Origin of the sequence: Streptomyces sp. AK010 (assembly GCF_014207295.1) — a bacterium.
Classification (GTDB): domain Bacteria; phylum Actinomycetota; class Actinomycetes; order Streptomycetales; family Streptomycetaceae; genus Streptomyces; species Streptomyces massasporeus.
This window is the reverse complement of sequence record NZ_JACHCX010000009.1, coordinates 151158-170030: the sequence shown is the minus strand read 5'-3', so window position 1 is coordinate 170030 and position 18873 is coordinate 151158. Positions and strand designations below refer to the sequence as shown.

The following is an 18873-nucleotide window of genomic DNA, read 5'->3' as shown; positions in this document are numbered from 1 at the left end:
ACGCCCGATGGAGGGAGACGCCCCCATGCCCGTCACGGTCGTACGCTTCAACCTCGTCGCTCCCGGGGCGACCCCCGCCGAGCTCGGCGCCCGGTACCGGGCGGCCCTGGAGATGGCCGCGTACGCCGACGACCGGGGCGTGAGCACCGTGCAGACGGAGGAGCACCACGGGGCCGGGAACAACTGGCTGCCGGCCCCGTTCGCCTTCGCGGGGGCCGTCTTCGGCGCCACCCGGCGTGTCGCGGTCACCGTCTCGGCGATCATCGGCCCGCTGCACGACCCGCTGCGGCTGGCCGAGGAGATCGCCGTGCTGGACCTGCTGAGCAACGGCCGGCTGGTGACGGTCGCCGGGATCGGGTACCGGCCGGAGGAGTACGACCTCTTCGGTGTGGACTTCGCCCGGCGCGGCACGCTCCAGGACGAGCTGCTGGAGACCCTGCTGAAGGCGTGGACCGGCGAGCCCTTCTCCTACCGCGGCCGCACCGTCCGTATCACCCCGCGCCCCCTCACCGACCCGCACCCGCTGCTCCTGGTGGGCGGCTCCTCCAGGGCCGCCGCCCGCCGCGCCGCCCGGCTCGGCCTGCCCTTCTTCCCCAGCGCGCACCTGCCGGAGCTGGAGGCGTACTACAAGGAGCTGCTGGTCGAGTACGGCACCGAGGGCTGGGTGATGATGCCCGCCACCGAGACGCCGCTGCTGCACGTGGCCGAGGACCCGGACCGGGCCTGGGCGCGGTACGGGCAGCACTTCCTGCACGAGGCGCGGACGTACGCCTCCTGGCAGTCGGGCGGGATGCGCTCGGCGGTGAAGTCGGCCGCGACGACCGTGGAGGACCTGCGCGCGGAGGGCGTCTACCGGATCCTCACCCCGGACGCGTGCGTGGTACTCGGACTGGATTCCTACGTCCTGCACCCGCTGGCGGGCGGGATGCCGGTGGAGGAGGGGTGGCGGAGTCTGCAGCTGTTCTGCGAGCAGGTGCTGCCGCGGCTGGGGAGCTGACGAACCCCGATATCCGGTGGTCCGCCGCGGCACCGCGGTGATCCACTGGCGCCATGAGCCTCTCGGTCGACGTGTTCGTGCGTGAGCCGGACGGACGGCGGCGGGTCCTCGGCGTCCCCGAAGGACGCGACGACTCGGCCGGGTTCGAGTCCTGGCGCCGGACGGTGTGGGGATCGGAGCCGGTGCGCGCGCTGAGCGCCCGGTTCCTGCCGGTGCCGGCCGACGACGACTTGACGATCGAGGCCGAGGAGGTCGCGGACTTCCTGCGCGAGGTGGCGCTGCTGCGCGAGCGCCTCGACGCGATCGCCGAGAACACGTGGCGACCGCGCGGACTCGCCGAGCACCGGGCGGGGCTGGTGCGGCGGCTTCTGAACCTGGAGGTGGCCGCCCTGCACGCCCGGGTGATCGAGGGCGGCGTGCTGATCTGGTGGGACGACGGACCGCCGCCCCGGCTCGGGCAGTGGCCGAACCGGGGCGGCGGCGGGTTACGGGGAGAGGGGCAGCGGGGACTTTGGCCCTTCTCCCCGAGTCTCGGGACGGGTCTAGAAGACCGATGAAGATCTTGCTCCGGCCGCCGGGATCGCCCCGGATTGCCGGTAAACATCAATTGCCACGAACCGGTGCAAGCCGGGCGCAATTCCAAGATCTTCAGGACACTCCTAGCCCATCTCCTCCAGGGCCTTGCCCTTCGTCTCCTTGACGAACTTCAGGACGAACGGGATCGAGAGCGCGGCGAACGCGGTGTAGATCACGTACGTCACGGAGAGGTTCCAGTCGGCCAGCGACGGGAAGCTCGCCGTGATGGCCCAGTTGGCGATCCACTGCGCGGCGGCGGCCACGCCCAGCGCGGCGGCACGGATCCGGTTGGGGAACATCTCGCCGAGCATGACCCAGACGACCACACCCCAGGACAGGGCGAAGAAGAGGACGAAGACGTGCGCGGCGATCAGGGCGATCCAGCCCTGCGCGGCCGGCAGCTTCCCGTCGACGAGGTGGTACGAGAACGCCCAGGCCTCCAGCGCCAGGCCGACGACCATACCGACCGAGCCGATGATCGCGAGCGGCCTGCGTCCGATGCGGTCGACGAAGATCATCGCGATGACGGTGCCGACGATGTTGATGATCGACGTGGTGAAGGAGTAGAAGAACGAGTCCGCGGGGTCGACGCCGACCGACTGCCACAGCGTCGAGGAGTAGTAGAACGCGACGTTGATGCCGACGAACTGCTGGAAGACCGACAGGCCGATGCCGATCCAGACGATCGGCTTGAAGAAGAAGCTGCCGCCGAGCAGGTCCTTGAAGCTGGACTTGTGCTCGCTCTTCATGGCGCCCTCGATCTCGGCGACACGGGCGTCCAGGTCGACGTCCTTGCCCTCGACCTCGGCGAGGGTCTCCCGGGCGCGCTCGTGCTTGCCGACGGAGATGAGGAAGCGCGGGGACTCGGGGATGGCGAAGGAGAGCAGCCCGTAGAGGATGGCCGGGATGACCATGACGCCGAGCATGACCTGCCAGGCCTCCAGGCCCATCAGCTTGCCGCGCTGGTCACCGTCGGCGGCGTTCAGCAGGCCCCAGTTGACCAGCTGCGACACGGCGATGCCGATGACGATCGCGGCCTGCTGGAAGGAGCCGAGCCGGCCGCGGTAGGCGGGCGGGGCGACCTCGGCGATGTAGGCCGGGCCGATCACCGAGGCCATACCGATGGCGAAGCCGCCGACGACGCGCCAGAAGGCCAGGTCCCACAGGGCGAAGGGCAGCGCCGAGCCGACGGCGCTGACCGTGAAGAGGACCGCGGCGATCTGCATGCACCGGATACGGCCGATGCGGTCGGCTATGCGGCCGGCGGTGGCGGCGCCGACGGCGCAGCCGATGAGGGCGATGGCGATGACCTGGGCCAGGGCTGCGGAGCCGACGTCGTAGCGGCCGCGGATCGCTTCGACGGCGCCGTTGATCACGGAGCTGTCGTAGCCGAAGAGGAAACCGCCCATCGCGGCCGCCGCCGCGATGAAGATGACGTGCCCGAGATGATCGGGGTGAGCCGTCCTGGCTCCTGACTTGGGTGCCTGCGCTGTGCTGGTCACGTGTACTCCTCGGGCCACCGGCAACGCTGCCGGAGGGAATCAGCCCTTCGAGGTCCACCTGAAGGTACCTGAAGGTAAAAGGAACGTTGCCGAGACTATGCCTTCAAGTTTCGAAGTCAATAGGGCAATCACTTCGGACCTGAGGGCAGGAGTGTGGTGGCTGTGTGTTCAAGTGTTGAAGTTGTGAAGAGCTGCAGGTGGGACCGGTGTAGAGCGCACCTATCTAGCGGAGGCGCTGGCTGATGACCTTCGACACACCGTCGCCCTGCATGGAGACGCCGTAGAGCGCGTCGGCGACCTCCATCGTGCGCTTCTGGTGGGTGATCACGATCAGCTGGGAGGCCTCCTGGAGCTCCTGCATGATCCGGATCAGCCGCTGGAGGTTGGTGTCGTCGAGGGCGGCCTCGACCTCGTCCATCACGTAGAACGGGCTCGGCCGCGCCTTGAAGATCGACACCAGCATCGCCACCGCGGTCAGCGACCGCTCCCCGCCCGAGAGCAGCGACAGCCGCTTGACCTTCTTGCCCGGCGGCCGGGCCTCGACGTCCACGCCCGTGGTGAGCATGTTGTCGGGGTCGGTCAGGATCAGCCGCCCGTCTCCACCGGGGAACAGCCGGCTGAAGACGCCCTCGAACTCCCGGGCCGTGTCGCGAAAGGCCTCGGTGAAGACCTGCTCGACGCGCTCGTCGACCTCCTTCACCACCTGCAGGAGGTCCGCCCGCGTCTTCTTCAGGTCTTCGAGCTGCTCGCTGAGGAACTGGTGGCGCTCCTCCAGCGCCGCGAACTCCTCCAGGGCGAGCGGGTTCACCTTGCCGAGCTGCTGGTAGGCACGCTCGGCGGCCTTGAGGCGCTTCTCCTGCTCGGCCCGGAGATACGGCCGGGGCAGGTTGCGCGGGTGCTCCGGGTCCTCCGGCAGCTCCTCGCCCTCGGCGGGGGGCGAGGGCGGCACGAGCTGGTGCGGTCCGTACTCCGCCACCAGTCCGGCCGGTTCGACACCCAGCTCCTCCAGCGCCTTGGTCTCCAACTGCTCGATGCGCAGCCGCTTCTCGGCGCCGAGTACCTCGCCGCGGTGGACCGAATCCGTCAACTTGTCGAGCTCGGCCTTGAGATCGCGGCCCTCGGTGCGGGCGCGGGCGAGTTCCTGCTCCCGGCGGGCCTTCGCGGCCTCGGCGGCGGTGCGCTCCTCGTCGGCACGGGCCAGGGAGACCTCGACGTGCGCGAGCAGCTGCCGCGCGCCCGAGCCGACGGCCTCGGCGACGGCCGCCTCGTGCCGCAGCCGGGCCCGCCGCTGCTCGGCACGCGCGCGTGCCTCGCGTTCGGCGCGGGCGGCCCGGTCGAGCGAGTCGGCCCGTCCGGCCAGACCCTTGACCCGTTCCTCGTGCGTACGGGCCTGGAGGCGGGCCTCCATCTCGGTCTGGCGGGCGTTGGCGCCGTCGGCGGCGAGCCGGTCCCGGGCGGAGGTGTCGGGCTCCTCCTCGATCGGCATCTCCTCGGCGACGGCGAGCCGCTCGGCGAGTTCCTCGACCTCTTCGAGCGCCCGGTCGAGAGCCTCCTGCGCCCGGGCCGCGGCGGCGGTGGACCGCTCGGCCTCCCCCGCCGCGCCTCGCGCCTGTCCGGCGAGGCGGCCGAGTTGCTGGGCGACGGCCGACTTCTCCCGGTCTGCGGACCGGCGCCGTTCGCCCAGCTCCTCGACCAGGGCGGCGCTCTCCTTGCGCCGGGCGACGGCCGCGGCTTGCGTCTCGGTCAGTTCCTCGCAGCGGACGGCGAGCTCTTCCAGCTCGGCGGCCGCCTCGTCGACGGAGGCCTGCACTTCGAGGAGGCTGGGGGCGCCGGCGGAGCCGCCGTGGGCGAAGTGGGCGCCGAGGAGGTCGCCTTCGGCCGTCACGGCGGTGAGGTGAGGGTGGGAGTAGACGAGGTCTTCGGCGTCTTCGAGGGTGCTGACCACGACGATGTCGTTCAGCAGCCGTCGGACGGCGGGCAGCAGGTCCGACGGGCCGCGGACCAGGTCTGCGGCGTACGTGTGTCGTGCGTCTGCGGGACCGTGGTAGCTGGTCGCGCCGTTCCCCGCGCCCCCGGGGCGCGCCTCTCCTGCCAGGAGCAGAGTCGCCCGGCCGCCGTCCTGCTTTCGCAGGAGTCTGATCGCGTCCGCCGCCGAGGCCGGGGTCGACACCGCGATCGCGTCCGCTGCCGCTCCGAACGCCGCGGCGACGGCGACCTCGTGGCCGGGGGTCACGTTCAGGAGTTCTGCCGCCGGGCCGAGCAGGCCGGAGAGACGGTCCTTCGCCGCGAGCAGTATCCCGGTGCCGTCCTTGCGACGCAGGCCCAGGGCCAAGGCCTCGTGCCGGGCCTGGGTGGCGGCGCGCTTCCGTTCCGCCGCCGTGGCGGCCTCGCGGGCGGCCGTGAGGGCGGCCTCGGCGTCGGTGAGCTGCTGTCTGGCCGACTCGTGCTGTTCGGCGAGGTCGGCGTCGCCGGCGTCGAGGCCGTCGACCTCGGCCTGGAGGGCCTCGTACTCCTCCTGGGCTGCGACGGCACGTTCCTGGGCCTCGTCACGGGCGGCGGCCAGGCGTTCGATCTCGGCCTGGGCGGAGGCCGCACGGGAGCGGGCGGCGTTGACCTGGCCGCTGAGCCGGGCCAGGCCCTCGCGCCGGTCGGCGATGGCGCGGGCGGCGTCCTTCAGACGCCGTTCCTCCTGGGTCAGGGCGCGTTCCAGCTCGGCGCGGTGGGCGACCGTGTCCTCCAGGGCGCGTTCGGCCGCCTCCAGGGCCGCCTCCAGCTCGGCCTCCTGCTCGCGGATGCGGGCGGCCTCGCGCTCCATGTCCTCGGGGTCGCGGCCGCGCCGCTCCTCGGGGGGCGCGGAGGTGGCGCTCTTCACCCGGGCGTCGGCCAGCGAGATCGTGCCGCGCACCCGTTCGGCGAGCTGGGAGAGCTCGTACCAGGTCTGCTGGGCGCGCTGGAGCCGCGGCGTGAGCTGCCGGACCTCGTCCTCCAGGAGGGCCTCGCGCTGTTGCGCCCTGCGCAGATCCTGCTCGGCGGACTCCTTGCGCTCCTTCAGTGCCGCCTCGTCGGCGACCTCGGCCTTGAGAGCCTCCCGGAGCCGTACGAGATCGTCGGCCAGGAGGCGCAGGCGGGCGTCGCGCAGGTCGGCCTGGATGACGGCGGCCCTGCGGGCGACGGCGGCCTGGCGGCCGAGGGGCTTGAGCTGGCGTCTGAGCTCGTCGGTGAGGTCCTGCACGCGCGCGAGGTTGGCCTGCATCGCGTCCAGCTTGCGCAGCGCCTTCTCTTTGCGCTTGCGGTGCTTGAGGACGCCGGCGGCCTCCTCGATGAAGGCGCGGCGGCCCATGGGATCGGCATGGAGCACGGAGTCGAGCTGGCCCTGGCCGACGATCACGTGCATCTCGCGGCCGATGCCGGAGTCGGAGAGGAGCTCCTGGATGTCGAGGAGGCGGCAGGTGTCGCCGTTGATCTGGTACTCGCTGCCGCCGTTGCGGAACATGATCCGCGTGATGGTGACCTCGGCGTACTCGATGGGCAGGGCCCCGTCGGAGTTGTCGATGGTCAGGGACACCTCGGCGCGGCCCAGCGGGGGGCGGCCGGTGGTGCCGGCGAAGATGACGTCCTCCATCTTGCCGCCGCGCAGCGACTTGGCGCCCTGCTCGCCCATGACCCAGCTGAGCGCGTCGACGACGTTGGACTTGCCCGAGCCGTTCGGTCCGACGACGCAGGTGATCCCCGGCTCGAACCGGAGGGTGGTCGCGGAGGCGAACGACTTGAACCCGCGGAGGGTCAGGGCCTTGAGGTGCACGCCGCCGGACTCTACCGCCCGGGTTGGTCTCACTCCATGAACCCACGGTTTCGCCGTTGAACGCGCAGGGCACACCAGACGTTAAAGACGGTGAAAGGATGCGGGGGCAAGAAAGAAGGGACGCCGACAGGGCGTCCCTTGCACTTCAGACAACTAGGCGGTTGTGACGGGCGGCCCGACCACTGCTGCGCTGTTGTGGAGCGGTGCAGTGATCAGGTGAGCGCAGGCTCCGCCTGGTGTGCGTCAACGCTCTCCATGATCCTGTCGTGAGAAGCGGCAGCCGTCAGCGCTTCGTTCTCCGCCTGGATTCGTCCGAGCTCGGATTCCAGGTCCTGGACGCGCTGCTGGAGCCGTCGCATCTCGGCGAGGAGTCGCGGGTCGGAGCCGCCGACGTAACCGAGAAGCGCCTTTGCCATGATGGATGGTCCTCCACAATGCGTGACCGACCGCTGCGGTGTGGGTCGTGAGGGATTCGCACCCGCGGTCTTGGCAGGGCCTGGAGTTGTACTGCCGTTCAGCCATGCCAAACAGCTAAGGTGCGCGGGGCTTTCAGCGTCTCACCAAAAAGTTTGACGGTCAACACGATCACGCCCCGTATTGGGGGGCGACCCGGGCGCGCGCGACCTGGAGCGGCCGTACTGCGGCTTCTGCGGGGCCCTCGGGGCGTGGCGATCATCCTTGCGTGTGGAGCGGGCCAAGGCAAGCGGTTCTGGCAATCACCAGCGAGTTTCCGTCCGGGACGGCCGCCTGCGACCCGCTTGAGGGCGGCCCCGTGGGCCGCCCGGCGGGAGTGATCACCGTATGGCGAAGCCGTCGTAGCCGCCGCGAGGTGTGTCCCAGATCTCGGTGACGCCGTCCACGCGCCCGGGCGTGTCGTCACCCTGGAGCCACTCCAAGAGGCCTTCGCAGCCCTCGCGCCCGCCCTCGGCGACCACTTGGACCCGGCCGTCGCCCAAATTGAGAGCAAAGCCACTCAGGCCGCCGATCTCCAGAGCCTTGGCCCGCGTGAACCAGCGGAAACCCACACCTTGGACGCGTCCACGCACCCAGGCGACCAGTCGCACATCCTCGCTCATGACTGCAACCTAACCGTCCAATCTCTCTCCGGACACTTCCTCCACTTGCGCCATGCGGTACCGTCCCCCCTCAACGAATCTCATATGAAACTCACACGATCGGGTGAGTTTGGTGTTGATCTCGAGGACGAGTCGACCGCCAGGACGAGGAAGGCCAGGACATGGGACGCCACCGACGCTCGGACGCCGGACGCGCCGCCACGGGCCGCGCCACGGGAATCACCCACCCCGACGGCCTCGCGGAGGGGCACGATCCGCTGTACCCCACCGCGGACGACGCCCCGACGATGGGCATCGCGCCCTATCTGAACCCGGAGGCGTACGCCGGCAGCTACGCGAAGACCGAGGCCTACCTGTTCGGGGACGAGGCGTCCGCCGCGGGTGACCGCTACGACGACACGGCCTTCTTCGCGAGCGACAGATTCACGCCCGACGGCGGCGCGCGGCGTTCCGGCTCGCACCGCCGCCGCAAGAAGGCCGCCCGGCCTATGCGCACCGGGCTTCTCGGCGTCTCTGCCGCCGTCGCCCTCGGCACGGTCGCGGTCGCCACCGGCGCCGTGCCCGGCCTCGACAACTACAAGCTCGGCGGAGGCGGCGGGGCCGACAAGGTCCAGGCCGGAAACACGCCGACGAACACCCCGGTCGAGCAGGGCGGCACCTCCGGCAGCGCCGACAGCCGGGCCGACGCGCCCACCAGCCGCGACGCCGAGCGTTCCGGCTCGCCGTCGCCGTCCGCCTCGAGGTCGTCTGCCGCGCCGGCGAAGACGCCGGAGAAGCCGGAGAAGACGCAGGAGAAGACCCCGGAGAAGAAGGCGCCGGCGGCCACTCCGAGCGAGAAGCCGGACACCACGCCCTCGCACACGGCCACGAAGGCGCCGAAGAAGCCGAGCGCCTCCGCCGCCCTGTCCGGGGAGTCCTCCGCGGCGGCCCAGGTCCTCAGCCTCGTGAACGAGGAGCGGGCCAAGGTGGGCTGCAGCCCGGTCGCCGCCAACAGCGCGCTGCAGTCGCTGGCCCAGAACTACAGCGAGGACATGGCCGCGCGGGGCTTCTTCGACCACACCGACCCGGACGGCAGCACGCCCTGGGACCGGGCCGAGAAGGCCGGGATATCCAACCTCGGCGGCGAGAACATCGCCCGCGGCCAGGCCGATGCCGCGGCCGTGATGGACGCCTGGATGAACAGCCCCGGCCACCGCGCCAACATACTGAACTGCGACTTCAAGACGCTGGGCGTCGGAGTCGAGTTCGGCTCCGGCGGCCCCTGGTGGACGCAGAACTTCGGCTACTGAGCCCTGCTGACGACGCTCAGGCGGCGGCCAGGCCCTTGAGGAACACCCTGGCCGTCTCCGCCACGCGCCGGCCCAGCTGTTCGGCGGTGGCGATGTCGGCCTTGTGGACGGCGTCCGGGCCCTCGTCGGCGTTGGTCTGAGCGGCCGCGCCGGTGAAGACGCCCAGGCGGTTCAGGTCGTTCTCGGAGCCGGTGCTGCTGTTCCAGCCCGGGAGCAGGCCGAGGCTGACCCAGTGCATGCCGAGCTGCGCGGCGAGGATCTGGAAGTACTGCAGGGTGTGCAGCTTGTCGCCGCTCTTGGACGCGGAGTTGGTGAAGCCCGCGGCCAGCTTGTCCTTCCAGGCCTGGGTGGCCCAGCGCTTCGAGGTGGCCTCCGCGAAGACGTGGAACGCGCCGGACGCGGTGCCCATGTAGGTCGGCGAGCCGAACACGATGGCGTCCGAGCGGTCCAGGACCGCCCACTGCTCCTCGGTGATCTCGCCGACCCTGATCAGATGCACTTCGGCACCCGCCTCGACGGCACCGGCACGGACGGCCTCGGCGATCACGGCGGTATGGCCGTAGCCGGAGTGGTAGGCGAGGGAGACAACAGGGGTGGTCACGTGAGAACTCCTGAAATAGGCAGGTCGCTGAAGATAACCAAAGGAAAGCACTAACTTGCGGTTAGTGCAACCTGTTGGTTAGCGCTGTGCTGGCGTAGGCTGGGCACATGACCACCACCCAGGAGCTCACGGAGGGGCTCGGCGACCTCCCGTACAACGTGTTCGCCAAGGCCTGTCCGTCGCGCGGCACGCTGGAGCACGTCATGGGCCGCTGGGGCGGCCTCACACTCGGCGCCCTGTACGAGGGCTCGCTGCGCTTCAACGAGCTGCGCCGTCGCGTCGACGGGGTGAGCGAGAAGATGCTGTCCCAGACGCTGCACGCCCTGGAGCGCGACGGCCTCGTCCACCGCGAGGCCCAGCCGACCAACCCGCCCCGGGTGGACTACGAACTGACGCCGCTGGGGCGCCACGTGGCCGAGCGGCTGCTCGCCCTGATCCACTTCGTGGAGGGCAGCATGGACGAGGTCCTGGCCGCGCGCGAGCGGTACGACTCCGCTAGGGCGTGATCCGCGGCGGCCGCTGGCACGTCGGGCAGTAGTAGCTCGACCGGTTCATCCACGGCCGCCGTCGCATGGGCGTGCCGCAGCGCCGGCAGGGCAGGCCCTCACGGCCGTACGCGTCGAGCGACCGGTCGAAGTACCCCGACTCGCCGTTGACGTTGACGTACAGGCTGTCGAAGCTGGTGCCGCCCACCGAGAGGGCCGCGTTCATCACGTCCCGCACATGGCCCAGCAGCATCAGGGTGCGCGGGCGCGTGAAGGTGGCGGTCGGACGCTCGTAGTGGATGCGGGCGCGCCACAGGGCCTCGTCCGCGTAGATGTTGCCGACGCCGCTGATCAGCGACTGGTCCAGCAGGGCTCGCTTGATCGTGGACCGCTTGCGGCGAAGCGCCTGGTGGAAGGCCTCGTCGTCGAAGAGCTCGTCGAGCGGGTCCCGGGCGATGTGCGCGATGACGTCGGGCAGGCCGTCGGGGGTGGTCTCGTGCAGCGAGAGGCCGCCGAAGGTGCGCTGGTCGACGAAGCGGAGTTCGGTGTCCAGGGTGTCCGTGAAGCGGACGCGGATGCGCAGGTGCTTCTCGTCCGGCGCCGTGTGCGGCTGCACCAGCAGCTGGCCGCTCATGCCGAGGTGGGCCAGGATCGAGAGGTCCGTGTCCTCCAGGGGCAGCCACAGGTACTTGCCGCGGCGGCTGGGCACGCCGATGCGGTGGCCCTTCAGGCGGTGCGCGAAGTCGTCCGCGCCCGCGAGATGGCGGCGCACCGCGCGCGGGTGCAGCACCTCGGCCTCGGCGACGGTCCGGTGGGCGACCCACCGCTCGAGACCGCGCCGTACGACCTCGACCTCGGGCAACTCGGGCATGGGGTCCCCCAGTCACATCCTGTGGATGACGCGAGCGCCCGCCCCGGGCAGGGGCGGGCGCTCGGGTGCGCTGTGCGTGCCGCCCCCGGAGAGGGGCGGCGGCGGTCAGCCGTCGGCGGGGCCGTCGGTGACCGTCCGGGCGGCGTGAGCAGCTGCCGTCTGCGTCTCCTCGGCGGCCTTCGCCGCCTTGGCACGCTCGTCCGCGGCGGCCCGGATGGACCGCCATGCGGACTCGGCGGCCTGCTGCTCCGCCTCCTTCTTGCTGCGGCCGGTGCCGGTGCCGTACGAGACGCCTCCGACGCGGGCGGCAGCAGTGAAGGTCTTCTCATGGTCGGGGCCGGTCTCCGTGACCAGGTACTCGGGAACACCGAGCCCCTCGGTCGCGGTCAGCTCCTGGAGACTGGTCTTCCAGTCCAGGCCGGCTCCGAGGTTCGAAGACTTTTCGATCAGGGGGTCGAACAGGCGGTGCACCAGCTCCGCCGCCGAGTCCAGTCCCTGGTCGAGGTAGACCGCGCCGATCACTGCTTCCAGCGTGTCGGCGAGGATGGACGCCTTGTCCCGGCCGCCCGTGCCCTCTTCGCCCCGGCCGAGCCGGATGAAGGAGCCCAGGTCGAGCCCGCGGCCCACTTCGGCGAGCGCACGCGAGTTGACCACCGCGGCCCGCAGCTTGGCCAACTGGCCTTCTGGGAGGTCGGGGTGGGTGCGGTACAGCGTGTCCGTGACCACGAGGCCGAGGACGGAGTCCCCGAGGAACTCCAGACGCTCGTTGGTCGGCAGACCGCCGTTCTCGTATGCGTACGACCGGTGGGTCAGTGCGCGTACCAGAAGGGCGGACTCGAGCTTGTACCCGAGCCGCCCTTCCAGAAGCGTGTGGGACGAGGCCTGGTTGTCCGCCGGAGCACTCCCGCTCGCGCGGGAAGACTTGTTCTTTGGCGTGGACACAGTGCCTCTCACCAGCCGCTCAGACCTCGAGGACCTGGCGCTTGTTGTAGGTGCCGCAAGACGGGCACGCGATGTGCTGCTGCTTGGGCTCGTGGCAGCGCTCGCACGCAACCAGGGTGGGGACCGCAGCCTTCCACTGCGACCGGCGGTGGCGCGTGTTGCTGCGCGACATCTTCCGCTTCGGAACAGCCACGGCTACTTCTCCTGCTTCTCGTCGACGCCCGCTTCCGCTTCGGCGCCGCTCATCTCGTCCTTCTCGCCGTCCTTCATGGTGCCGGCGAGTCCCTGCAATGCCGCCCAACGGATGTCGACGGCGTCGTGGTGGTGGTCCGGGTCGTCGGCCAGCCGCACGCCGCACTCGGCGCACAGACCGGGGCAGTCTTCCCGGCACACCGGCTGCATCGGCAGTGCGAGCACCACCGCATCACGCAGCACGGGCTCGAGGTCGAACAAGCCGTCCTCGAGGAAGAGCCTGTCCTCGTCGTCCTCGGCGTCGTCGCCCGGTTCCGCGATCACGCGGCCCCGGTCGTCGGCGTCAGGGTACGAGAACATCTCCTGGAACTCCGCTTCGAGCTCCTGCTCGAGCGGCTCCAGACACCTTACGCACTCCCCCTCGGCCGCGGCACGGGCGGTGCCTGTGACGAGCACCCCTTCCATGACCGACTCCAGGCGGAGTCCGAGCTCCACCGGGGCGCCTTCCGGCACTCCGATGACTCCCTTGATACCGAGGTCCTTGGGAGCGTCGACCGTGCGGGTCAGGCGCTGCAGCGCACCAGGCCGCCGGCCCAACTCGTGTGTGTCGAACACGAGGGGGTTGCGGTGGTCGAGGCGGGCGTTCAGGGCCATTCCTGCTTTCGATCTGGTGAGCTCGGGGGATGCTGCCCTTCGGTGTTCCCGGGCAGCGTTGATCGCGGACGTACGCGCGACCGAAGAGCCAGGATACTGGACCTTTCGCTGTCGGCCCAATCCGGTGCTCAGCCCTGGCCGCGACCCTGCTCGTAGGCCCGCAACTGCTCGGCGCTGATCATGCCGGTGTCGAAGAGGCTGGTCTCGTCGAGGGCGTACCCCTGCTGGGCGTGGTGGCCCTGCTGCTGCGCCTGCTGCTGGGCCTGGTTCGGGTCGTAGGCCGCCTGCTGGGGGTCGTAGCCCTGGTACGCGTAGGGATCGGCGTGCTGGTAGCCGTAGGGGTCCTGCTGGGCCGCGTAGGCCTGCTGCGGGTAGCCGCCGTACGGATCCTGCTGCTGGACCGGGTCGCCTCCCGCCGGGGCGTAGCCGGCGGTCGGGGCGTACGCCGGCTGTGCGTAGTCCTGCTGGTGGGCGGGCTGCCCGGCCGGGGTCTCCTGCTCGGCGAGGGCGGCCAGGTCGGCGAGGTAGTCGGCGTCGCTGGAGTGCTGGACGGTGCTCGCGTCGTCGGCGAGGGAGCCGAGGTCGTCGGTGGCGATCCGGCCGTGCAGCTTCTGGCGGCCGCGGCCGACGGCCTCCAGCGTCTTGGCGAGGACCGCCTCGAAGGCACCCAGCTTGACGTCGACGTACTCGTCGGCGCTGCGGCGCTGGGTCTCCGGGTCGTGGCTGCGCTCGGGGGCGTCCTCGTCCTCGTAGCCCTGCTCGTCGACGCCGGGGCCGGTGCCCAGGAGCTTCTCGCGACCGCGGCCGACGGAGCCCAAGGTCTTGGTGAGGACGACCTCGAAGTTGGCGAGCTTGGAGTCGACGTACTCGTCGGCCTCGGCGCGGATCTCCTCGGCTTCCTGGCGGGCCTCGGCGAGGATCCGGTCGGCCTCGGCCTGGGAGCGGCGGGCGATCTCGGTGCCGGAGATCAGCGAGCCCCGCTCGGCGTGCGCGCTCTCGATGATCTGCTGGGCCTCGTGGCGGGCCTGCTCGACCATCTGCTCGCGGCCGCCGATCAGCTCCTGGGCCTGGGCGAGGGAGTCGGGCAGGGCCGCGCGCACCTCCTCCAGCATCGCGAGCAGGTCGGCGCGGTTGACCACGCACGAGGCCGACATGGGCATGGACCTGGCGCCGGAGACCGCGGAGACGATCTCGTCGAGCTTCTTCTGCACGTCCACCGTGTGCTCGCCACTCTCTACAGATGCGTTGGAGACGGACGGGACGACTGTACGGCCATGGAGTCCACGCCGAACACCGGGTGACGGGCAGTCAGGCCCCGAAGGGAGGACCGGGGCCGGTTCAGTCCTTCCTCAGGCGCTCGGTGAGCTCACCGAGGACCTCGGCCGGGACCAGGTGGGAGACGTCGCCGCCCCAGGTCGCGACCTCCTTGACCAGGGAGGACGACAGGAAGCTGTAGGTGGGGTTGGTGGGGATGAAGAGGGTCTCCACGCCCGAGAGGCCGTTGTTCATCTGGGCCATCTGCAGCTCGTAGTCGAAGTCGCTGACCGCGCGCAGGCCCTTGACGATGGCGGGGATGTCGCGCTGCTTGCAGAAGTCGACGAGCAGGCCGTGGAAGGCCTCCACCCGGACGTTGCCGTACTCGGCGGTGACCCGGCGGATCAGGTCGATCCGCTCCTCGATCTCGAACAGGCCCTTCTTGGCCTGGTTGATCATCACCGCGACATAGACCTCGTCGTACAGCCTGGAGGCGCGGGAGATGATGTCGAGGTGTCCGTTGGTGATCGGGTCGAACGACCCGGGACAGACGGCGCGGCGCACTTGTGATCCCTCGCTCTCCGGTCCGGTCATCGTGCGTCTTCGCACGTAGAGGCGGCGCGACCGTACCAAAGCGTTCCCTCGCCGTAGCGACGGGCCCTCAGGGGTTCGAAGCCTGCGGGCCACCGGAATGCACCGCCTCTGGTGCTGCGCTCCACGGTGACGAGGGCTTCCTCGGCGAGCCAGCCCTCGGTGCGGAGTGTGAGGAGGATCTCCCGAAGATCGTCGTCCGTGACGGCGTACGGGGGGTCGAGGAAGACGAGGTCGTAGGGGTCGCCGGGGGGTGTCGTGCGGATGATCTGCTCCGCTTTGCCCGCTCTGACCTCGGCGCCGGGGAGGCCGAGGTTCTTGACGTTCTCGCGGACCGTTCGGACGGCCTTGGCGTCGGCTTCGACGAGGAGGGTGTGGCCGGCGCCCCGGGAGAGGGCCTCCAGGCCCACGGCGCCCGAGCCGGTGTAGAGGTCGAGGACTCGCTCGCCCTCCATGGGGCCGCCGAGGAGGGACTGCCAGGTGGAGAAGAGGCCTTCGCGTGCGCGGTCGGAGGTGGGGCGGGTGCCGGTGCCGGGCGGTACGGCGAGTCGACGTCCGCCGGCTGTGCCGGCGATCACGCGGGTCATCTGTGGTCCTTGGTCGTGGGCGGCTTCAGGTATCAGTGTGGCTGGTCACGCCCGCGCGGCGGTAGCCGCATATGAGTTACAGCCCCGCGCCCCTCAAGAAGGGTCAGTCACCCTCACCCCTTCTCCAGGTACTGTTCCCTCTCCTCGTCCAGGAGGGCGTCCAGGGCCGTGCGCAGGGCCGGGAGGTGGGTCAGCTCCGGGTCGCCTGCGACCACCGCCGTCGCTTCCTCCCTCGCCTCCGCGATGATCTCCTCGTCCTCGATGACTGCGAGGACCTTCAGGGAGGTCCTGGCACCCGACTGGGCCTGGCCGAGGACGTCGCCCTCGCGGCGTTGTTCCAGGTCGATGCGGGAGAGTTCGAAGCCGTCGAGCGTGGAGGCGACCGCGCCCAGGCGCTGGCGGGCCGGGCTCGCCTCGGGCATCTCGGTGACCAGGAGGCAGAGGCCGGGGGCCGAGCCACGGCCGACGCGGCCGCGCAGCTGGTGGAGCTGGGAGACGCCGAAGCGGTCGGCGTCCATGATCACCATGGCGGTGGCGTTGGGGACGTTGACGCCGACCTCGATGACCGTCGTGGCGACCAGGACGTGGGTCTCGCCGGCGGCGAAGCGGCGCATGACGGCGTCCTTGTCGTCGGGGTGCATCCTGCCGTGGAGCACCTCCACCCGCAGGCCCTGCAGGGGCCCCTTGGACAGGTGGCCGGCCACGTCGAGGACGGCGAGGGGCGGGCGCTTCTCCGCCTCGTCCTCCGGGGACTTCTTCTTGGCGGACTTCTTGGGGTCGTCCTCCTCGTCGCCGATGCGGGGGCAGACCACGTAGGCCTGGTGGCCGTTCTCCACCTCCTCGCGGACCCTTTCCCACGCGCGGGACAGGAAGTGGGGCTTGTCGGCGGCCGGGACCACATGGCTGGCGATCGGCGAGCGGCCGGCCGGGAGCTGGTCGAGGACGGAGGTCTCCAGGTCGCCGAAGACGGTCATGGCGACCGTGCGCGGGATGGGCGTGGCGGTCATGACCAGCAGATGCGGGGGCTGTTTGCCCTTGCCGCGCAGGGCGTCGCGCTGCTCGACGCCGAAGCGGTGCTGTTCGTCGACCACGACCAGGCCCAGGTCGTGGAACTGCACCTTGTCCTCGATCAGCGCGTGCGTGCCGATGACGATGCCGGCCTCGCCGGTGGTGAGGTCGAGCAGGGCGTGCCGCCGGGCGGCCGCTCCCATGGAACCGGTGAGCAGCACGACCTTGGTGGCCTGCTCGGCCCCGCCCAGCATGCCGCCCTCGGCCAGCTCGCCCATCATCTCGACGACGGACCGGTGGTGCTGCTGCGCGAGCACTTCGGTGGGCGCGAGCATGGCGGCCTGCCCCCCGGCGTCGACCACGGCGAGCATGGCGCGCAGCGCGACCATGGTGTTGTGGGTGACGGTGAAGTTGTCCGTGACGTAGGCATGGCTGGGGTGGGCGACGCTGATGCACTGAACGGGCTTCCGCCCCACGTACTCGACGGCCCGGATGCCGCGCCGGAACGTGTTGCATTTCGGCCTTGGACGTACGCGTTCGGCTTTGCGGGTGAGCCGGAACGGGGCGTACGCGTCCGGCAGGGACACCTGCACGTCGTACGCGGCCTTGTGCGGCCGCACGCGTGCCCGGCCGCCCAAAGAGCGCACGAGCCATGCGACGTCCTCCGCGAGTCGGCTTGAAGCCGAGCAGAGGGAGATGCTCATGCCATCGGCCTTGACGGTCCCGGCCGTGTCCAGAAGCCCCTGCAGGACGGCGAGACGGTCCTTGATCGAAGCGATCTTGAAAGCCGGAGGGACGAACTTGTCGTGGGACGTCCTTCCCCAGAGGCCCAACTCGTGCAAGCTCTGGATCACCGGGTTGCGCACGCCTCCGGCGCGTTGCTTGAGCTGGATCGTGTAGTCACCGTGTGAGCCCTTCACCGGTACCAGCAGGCAATCGGGTGCCACTGCCGCCGCCACCGCCTCACGGATCTCGTCGTCGATGATGGAGAGACGGAGATCGTGCCGGAATGAACCATCTCCCAGCAGCAGTCCGATCAGGTAAGGGTCGAGGGGCAGCCCGGCGTCGCGACCGAGGTCGACCGGCTTCGCGGGAGGGATGTACCACTTCGAGGAGCCGTCGGCCTTGAACGTGTCGAGGCGGATCTCCCGGGCCGTCATGACCTTGGGAGTCTGGCCACGGTGCCGACCACAGCTCGTGCCGACGATCCAGAGATGCTCGTCGTCGCACTCGACGGAACTCCCGTCGGACAGGACCAAGCGCCACACATCGCGCTCACCCTGCGGGAAGACACCATCGATCAGCCCGACTCCTCCGTCCGGCACCACCACCTCGTCACCCACCCGCAGATCTCCCATGCGGCGGAAGCCCGACGGTGTGAGCACCTGCGCGTCGAGAGGCTGGGCCTTGCCCGAACCGACCTCCCCCTGCAACAGCCGGTGCATCGGATGGTCGGTGGCCAGGTCGTCGAAGATCTCTCTGGAGACGCGCTGCTGGCCGTCGGTGAGGGTGAAGGGGAGGCGGGCGTCGAAGGCGGTGAGGAGGCCGTCGGGGGACGGCTTGCGCGGGACGGCGGGGAGCTGGGTGTCCGCGTGGCGGCGGCGGGCCAGGGCGACCTGGAGGACGAAGGCCTCGTCCCACTTGAGGCGGGCGCGGGCGTCCTCGATGTCGGCCCTGGTGTGCGGGCGGTGGATCTTGAGGAGGGCTTCGGGGAGCGGGACCAGGCCGCGGCCCTCGCGCAGGGTGTCCGGAAGCGGGTCGACGGCCTCCTGGGCGGTGGGCAGGACCGTCTGGATCGCCTTGCCGATCTTCCAGGACTCGAGTTTGGCGGTGGCGGGGTAGATCGGAATCAGGGCGCCCGCCCAGGTCTCGACGGACTCCTCCGGGTCGCCGCGCAGCAACTCGTAGGCGGGGTGCGCGAGTTGGAGACGGCGGTTGAAGACGGAGACCTTGCCCGCGAACATCGCGCGGGTGCCCGGCAGGAGTTCCTTGTGGGGCTTGTGGACGCCCGCGCCGAAGAAGACCAGTTGGAGCCGGCCGCTGCCGTCCGTGATCGTGACCTCAAGGCGCTGGCCCTTGCCGCGCGGGGCCTTGGCGGAGGCGAAGGTGTGCAGGCGGGCGTCGGCGACCTGCGCGACCACCGTGACGTGCTCGTCCATGGGGAGGTCGGCGAGGTGGGTGAGCTGTCCGCGCTCCTCGTATCTGCGCGGGTAGTGGTGCAGGAGGTCGCCGACGGTGAGCAGGCCGAGATGCTCGGCCATCACCTTCGCGGTGGCGGGGCCGAGCACCGACTTCAGCGGTTGTCGCAGGGGTTCTTCCAGTGCGGGCACGAGATCCATTGCACACCACGCCACTGACAATGGCTTCCAGGCCACGGCCGGATCGCCGTAAAGATCCCGGAAACCCCTGGTCAGGCGGGTGGTTCGGGCCTTAGGATGACGCGCTC

General features: G+C 70.4%; 17 protein-coding genes. 4 read left to right on the top strand and 13 right to left on the bottom strand.

What is annotated here, in order from left to right; all coding sequences use genetic code 11:
• Positions 1-25 precede the first annotated feature (25 nt).
• Both HDC93_RS19190 and HDC93_RS19185 read left to right on the top strand, forming a co-directional pair.
• Positions 26-997 (top strand): LLM class flavin-dependent oxidoreductase, encoded by a 972-nt coding sequence (locus HDC93_RS19190; protein WP_185012119.1) that lies wholly within the window; start codon positions 26-28, stop codon positions 995-997.
• 53 nt (positions 998-1050) lie between these two features.
• Positions 1051-1554: a hypothetical protein gene (locus tag HDC93_RS19185; RefSeq protein ID WP_260419655.1), complete on the top strand. Its 504-nt coding sequence runs from the start codon at positions 1051-1053 to the stop codon at positions 1552-1554.
• Between the two features lie 102 nt (positions 1555-1656).
• On the opposite strand, the gene HDC93_RS19180 is transcribed toward HDC93_RS19185, so the two are convergent.
• The 4 genes from HDC93_RS19180 to HDC93_RS19165 form a co-directional block, all read right to left on the bottom strand.
• Entirely contained in the window at positions 1657-3075 is a 1419-nt protein-coding gene (locus HDC93_RS19180; RefSeq protein ID WP_185012118.1) for a sugar porter family MFS transporter, read from the bottom strand.
• A 223-nt stretch (positions 3076-3298) separates the two neighbouring features.
• On the bottom strand, positions 3299-6877 hold the full coding sequence (gene smc / locus HDC93_RS19175; protein ID WP_185012117.1) for a chromosome segregation protein SMC: 3579 nt from the start codon (positions 6875-6877) through the stop codon (positions 3299-3301).
• Between the two features lie 212 nt (positions 6878-7089).
• On the bottom strand, positions 7090-7293 hold the full coding sequence (locus HDC93_RS19170; protein WP_030852030.1) for a hypothetical protein: 204 nt from the start codon (positions 7291-7293) through the stop codon (positions 7090-7092).
• A 378-nt stretch (positions 7294-7671) separates the two neighbouring features.
• Positions 7672-7953 carry an acylphosphatase gene (locus HDC93_RS19165; protein WP_031108009.1) on the bottom strand — a complete coding sequence of 94 codons (282 nt, stop codon included), beginning with the start codon at positions 7951-7953 and terminating at the stop codon, positions 7672-7674.
• Between the two features lie 161 nt (positions 7954-8114).
• Between HDC93_RS19165 and HDC93_RS19160 the strand changes: the two genes are divergently transcribed.
• Positions 8115-9242, top strand: a complete 1128-nt coding sequence (locus HDC93_RS19160; protein WP_185012116.1) for a CAP domain-containing protein — start codon at positions 8115-8117, stop codon at positions 9240-9242.
• A 16-nt stretch (positions 9243-9258) separates the two neighbouring features.
• On the opposite strand, the gene HDC93_RS19155 is transcribed toward HDC93_RS19160, so the two are convergent.
• On the bottom strand, positions 9259-9843 hold the full coding sequence (locus tag HDC93_RS19155; RefSeq protein ID WP_185012115.1) for a flavodoxin family protein: 585 nt from the start codon (positions 9841-9843) through the stop codon (positions 9259-9261).
• A gap of 107 nt (positions 9844-9950) precedes the next feature.
• Here HDC93_RS19155 and HDC93_RS19150 point away from each other — a divergent pair, with 107 nt between their 5' ends.
• A complete protein-coding gene (locus HDC93_RS19150; RefSeq protein ID WP_185012114.1) occupies positions 9951-10349 on the top strand; it encodes a helix-turn-helix domain-containing protein in 399 nt (132 codons plus the stop codon).
• On the opposite strand, the gene mutM is transcribed toward HDC93_RS19150, so the two are convergent.
• The 8 genes from mutM to HDC93_RS19110 form a co-directional block, all read right to left on the bottom strand.
• Positions 10339-11199, bottom strand: coding sequence for a bifunctional DNA-formamidopyrimidine glycosylase/DNA-(apurinic or apyrimidinic site) lyase (gene mutM, locus HDC93_RS19145; protein ID WP_185012113.1), 861 nt, complete (start codon positions 11197-11199; stop codon positions 10339-10341). The two genes, HDC93_RS19150 and mutM, sit on opposite strands and share 11 nt — an antisense overlap.
• A 105-nt stretch (positions 11200-11304) precedes the next feature.
• Positions 11305-12153 (bottom strand): ribonuclease III, encoded by an 849-nt coding sequence (gene rnc, locus HDC93_RS19140; protein WP_185012112.1) that lies wholly within the window; start codon positions 12151-12153, stop codon positions 11305-11307.
• A 7-nt stretch (positions 12154-12160) separates the two neighbouring features.
• Complete coding sequence (gene rpmF / locus HDC93_RS19135) at positions 12161-12334, bottom strand: 50S ribosomal protein L32 (protein WP_003951102.1); 174 nt, start codon at positions 12332-12334, stop codon at positions 12161-12163.
• Positions 12335-12336: 2 nt separating this feature from the next.
• Positions 12337-12987, bottom strand: coding sequence for a DUF177 domain-containing protein (locus HDC93_RS19130; protein WP_185012111.1), 651 nt, complete (start codon positions 12985-12987; stop codon positions 12337-12339).
• A gap of 128 nt (positions 12988-13115) precedes the next feature.
• A complete protein-coding gene (locus HDC93_RS19125; RefSeq protein WP_185012110.1) occupies positions 13116-14204 on the bottom strand; it encodes a cell division initiation protein in 1089 nt (362 codons plus the stop codon).
• Positions 14205-14325: 121 nt separating this feature from the next.
• Positions 14326-14805 carry a pantetheine-phosphate adenylyltransferase gene (coaD, locus tag HDC93_RS19120; RefSeq protein ID WP_185012222.1) on the bottom strand — a complete coding sequence of 160 codons (480 nt, stop codon included), beginning with the start codon at positions 14803-14805 and terminating at the stop codon, positions 14326-14328.
• A 26-nt stretch (positions 14806-14831) separates the two neighbouring features.
• Complete coding sequence (gene rsmD / locus HDC93_RS19115; RefSeq protein WP_185012109.1) at positions 14832-15419, bottom strand: 16S rRNA (guanine(966)-N(2))-methyltransferase RsmD; 588 nt, start codon at positions 15417-15419, stop codon at positions 14832-14834.
• A gap of 113 nt (positions 15420-15532) precedes the next feature.
• On the bottom strand, positions 15533-18766 hold the full coding sequence (locus HDC93_RS19110; protein ID WP_185012108.1) for a helicase-related protein: 3234 nt from the start codon (positions 18764-18766) through the stop codon (positions 15533-15535).
• Between the last annotated feature and the right edge of the window lie 107 nt (positions 18767-18873).